Genomic DNA, 3,295 nt, shown 5'->3' with positions numbered 1-3,295 from the left:
CGATTTCTCGACAGATATTCACCAGCGGAGCCGATTGCTATGTTTCACTCTGAATGACCACACTGGTCATGCTGGATTCAAAATATGCCCCTTTTTAAAGTGGGCTCATTATTGTTGATATTACCAGTTTCGTACGTATGCCTTTGGTTGGGACTTCCTGCATATTCTGTATTCATAGTACACTTTATGATGGAGTCTTTGACGCAGGTTGTACGAATGTTCCTGCTTCGTCCTTTAATTGGAATTAGAATCAGAGATTATTTAAGATATATCTATTCACCAGTACTTTTGGTAATCGCTGTTTCGGTAATTCTTCCAGCTTTAGTCTATTTTAATATGGAAGATACGGTGATTAGATTTTTCGTAGTTGGAATAGTATGTGTCCTTTCTGTTTCATTAACAGCATATACGTTGGGCTTGTCAAGCAATGAGCGAGTATTTGTTAAGGCTAAGGCTCTTGGTATGCTACATAAATTCTCAAAGTGATGATACATATAACAGATAAGAAAAATTGTTGTGGATGTGCAGCTTGTGTACAGCGATGTCCTAAACAATGCATCAGATTGGAAGAGGATACTGAGGGCTTCTTGTATCCGCAGGTGGATGAAGAGACTTGTATCAAGTGTGGATTGTGCGAGAAAGTATGTCCAATCTTGAATCATGCAGATAAACTGCCAGTACAGGAAGTGCTTGCTGTGAAGAATCCAGATGAGGAGGAGCGAATGAACAGCTCTTCTGGTGGTGTTTTTCTTCCTTTAGCAAGAGAGGTTATCAATCAGGGCGGTGTCGTTTTTGGAGCTGTATATGATGAGAGCTGGGAAGTACATCACGTTTATGCAGAGAAGATAGAGGACGTTTATCCAATGATGGGTAGTAAATATCTTCAGAGTAAGATAGGCAATTCCTTTAAAGATGCAGAGCGCTTTCTTAAGCAGGGACGTGAAGTTCTGTTTGTCGGAAGTCCGTGCCAAATAGCTGGTTTGCGAACATATCTCCGTAACAAGCAATACCAAAATTTGTTGGCTGTTGATTTCCTTTGTCATGGAGTTCCAAGCCCAGGTGTTTGGAGAAGATATTTGGCAGAAACTTATGGAGGATATGATGCCAACGAACAGAGTCGCCTTCAGGCGACCGCTGGAAAAAATTCCGTTTTGCTTTCTTCTCTAAACGCAACGTCCCCCATAGGGGATATTAAGTTTAGAGATAAAACAGAGAGCGGCTGGAAAAAATTCCGTTTTGTCGTCCGATATACACTACGATAATCCTTTTATGCGAGGATTTCTTTCCGACATTTACTTGCGTCCATCATGTTATGCATGCAAGTGTAAAAATGGTGTAAACCATAGTGATTTAACAATAGCGGATTTCTGGGGAATCAACCTGATTGCTCCCGAGTTTGACGATGATAAGGGTGTTGGATTGGTTCTTGTAAATAGCTCAAAGGGTAAAGGGTACTTTGATAGTCTGAATATGACGGTACGCAACTCGACTTTAGATAAGGCTCATCTATACAATGGAGGATTCAATGAACATACGCATGCACATCCTAAACGAGTCTTGTTCTTTACTTTAATTTCTCAAGGAAAAACTATAAAGGATGCTGTTGATATCTGTTTGAAGATTTCATTGCCTTCAAGGATAAAGAATAAAACGAAACGCCTTGTAAAGGGGGCTGTAAAGCAAGTCTTAGGCGATGCTGGCGTAAAGGCGGTAAAGAAAGCGTTGGGGAAATGATGTGAATAAACAAAGAAAAAATCCCAACCCATAAGCTTTTTAGGACTTACAAGCTGGGATGGGATGATTTTTAACACGAATATTTCGAATAGCACGAATATCTGGGAACTGTCCGGGCTTTTTTCTCAATTTCGCTTGGAGGTTTCGGGAGAAAAGGGTAACTTTGCAATTGGATTTTTAAAAAAGAAGAATATGAGAACTGTAGATATAAAGGACTATGCATCTTACGTCGGCATAACTATGCTGATGAAGGGATTGACTGTTAGTCCTTTGAAACTCCAAAAGATACTCTATTATGAGCAGGCTTGGCATATGGTAGGCTTTGGGCGAGAGAATCAATTGTTTGATTGTGCGCCACAGGCTTGGGTAAATGGTCCTGTTTATCCTGAGATTTATCGTATCTATAAGGATATGGTGCCAGGAATGTGTGACCATTTGAAGATGAGTAACTTTGTCGCTGATGGCGATGACCCAGCTGTTAAGGAAAAACAGCTGTTGGATAAAATGGGCTTGGAAAAGGAAGAGATAGCTCTGACCGAACGTGTCATCATGCTCTATGGGTCACGAACCCAGAACCAACTTATCCTCTTGACGCATAGCGAAAAGCCATGGAGCGAGAAGCGTGAAGGTCTGATGCCATACGATTACTCATGCGTGGAAATTTCTCTGGATACCATGCACGATTATTATAAGCAGAGATACGATAGGAATAGGGGGAAGAAATGCTAGACTTGAATTACGAGGATACAAGGGATTTTGACTTTCCTGCCCGATTGACAGAGAATCTGTCTTATGAAGATTTGACGGATTCACAGCACCAATGCATCTCTGTGCAATATAATCAGATAGACCTTGGGAAAACTGGATATGGATTTGACCAGTCGTTTGAGGGAAATGAGGCAAACCTTTATTTCGAGCGCATGAGAGAGTTCTCTGAGCAAACCATCAATGACATTCGAGATAATGCGGGATATAAGCTTCATTTCTATCGTACGGATGTTAGAGGCAATATCAAGAAGATATTCGATAAGATTGACCCAAGGATAGCCAAGGCTAATCCGCTTATCTTCCATTTTGCGCTAGACCCGAACAACCATAACCATGCAGATAGAACCAGAAACATAAGAAATCCTAGGGTATATTTTATGGTAGGAAGGAATGGAATGATTCACATTCTCTTTTTTGATCCTTATCATGAAATTAATCCATAAAGCATTGTTACACCTGCACACAGATCTCACGGATAATAAAAATCCCAGCCTGTATTGCTACAGGCTGGGATAATTTTGAATACGAATAACTCGAATAACACGAATTTCTGGGAACTGTCCGGGCTTTCTAGAGATGGAAGTCGATTTCCTTCAGCCATTCCTTGACATCGAAGCAAGGACAGCTCTTGCGAACCCAGGGGAGGTCACGATGGCCAAGAATCTCGGCACCGGGATAGTCTAGGGCGAGACTGTAGAGAAGGTCTTCCAGAGATTCCTTCTGGGCAGGAGTGCGAGTGTCGGCAGGCTTGCCTTTCTCGTCGAGACCACCCTCGTAGCAGATTCCGATGCTG

The 3,295-nt window shown here is 41.7% G+C and carries 4 protein-coding genes and 1 pseudogene; 4 read left to right on the top strand and 1 reads right to left on the bottom strand.

The annotated features are described in order from the left end of the window. Positions 1–485: 485 nt before the first annotated feature. The 4 genes from ACTQ53_RS17295 to ACTQ53_RS17280 all read left to right on the top strand — a co-directional run bounded on the left by ACTQ53_RS17295 (position 486) and on the right by ACTQ53_RS17280 (position 2,945). On the top strand, positions 486–1,262 hold the full coding sequence (locus ACTQ53_RS17295; RefSeq protein WP_441934534.1) for a Coenzyme F420 hydrogenase/dehydrogenase, beta subunit C-terminal domain: 777 nt from the start codon (positions 486–488) through the stop codon (positions 1,260–1,262). 7 nt (positions 1,263–1,269) lie between these two features. Further along, positions 1,270–1,734 carry a Coenzyme F420 hydrogenase/dehydrogenase, beta subunit C-terminal domain gene (locus tag ACTQ53_RS17290; RefSeq protein WP_441934532.1) on the top strand — a complete coding sequence of 155 codons (465 nt, stop codon included), beginning with the start codon at positions 1,270–1,272 and terminating at the stop codon, positions 1,732–1,734. 192 nt (positions 1,735–1,926) lie between these two features. Beyond that, the gene (locus ACTQ53_RS17285) at positions 1,927–2,463 is read left to right on the top strand and encodes a type II toxin-antitoxin system antitoxin SocA domain-containing protein (protein WP_294968377.1); all 537 of its coding nucleotides are present in this window, start codon (positions 1,927–1,929) and stop codon (positions 2,461–2,463) included. Next, positions 2,457–2,945 (top strand): hypothetical protein, encoded by a 489-nt coding sequence (locus ACTQ53_RS17280; protein WP_441934530.1) that lies wholly within the window; start codon positions 2,457–2,459, stop codon positions 2,943–2,945. The genes ACTQ53_RS17285 and ACTQ53_RS17280 overlap by 7 nt, the downstream gene beginning before the upstream one ends. Before the next feature lie 127 nt (positions 2,946–3,072). On the opposite strand, the pseudogene ACTQ53_RS17275 reads toward ACTQ53_RS17280, so the two are convergent. Next, a pseudogene (locus ACTQ53_RS17275) lies at positions 3,073–3,295 on the bottom strand (N-acetylmuramoyl-L-alanine amidase); the annotation flags it as partial.

Origin of the sequence: Prevotella sp. Sow4_E9_plate (genome assembly GCF_052116205.1) — a bacterium.
In the GTDB taxonomy this organism is placed as follows: Bacteria; Bacteroidota; Bacteroidia; order Bacteroidales; family Bacteroidaceae; genus Prevotella.
The sequence above is the reverse complement of the archived record's forward strand: the minus strand, read 5'-3'. Positions and strand labels throughout refer to the sequence as shown.

Coding starts and splice junctions, on each gene's coding strand:
- ACTQ53_RS17295 (WP_441934534.1), top strand. CDS start 486: ATGATACATATAACAGATAAGAAAAATTGTTGTGGATGTGCAGCTTGT.
- ACTQ53_RS17290 (WP_441934532.1), top strand. CDS start 1,270: ATGCGAGGATTTCTTTCCGACATTTACTTGCGTCCATCATGTTATGCA.
- ACTQ53_RS17285 (WP_294968377.1), top strand. CDS start 1,927: ATGAGAACTGTAGATATAAAGGACTATGCATCTTACGTCGGCATAACT.
- ACTQ53_RS17280 (WP_441934530.1), top strand. CDS start 2,457: ATGCTAGACTTGAATTACGAGGATACAAGGGATTTTGACTTTCCTGCC.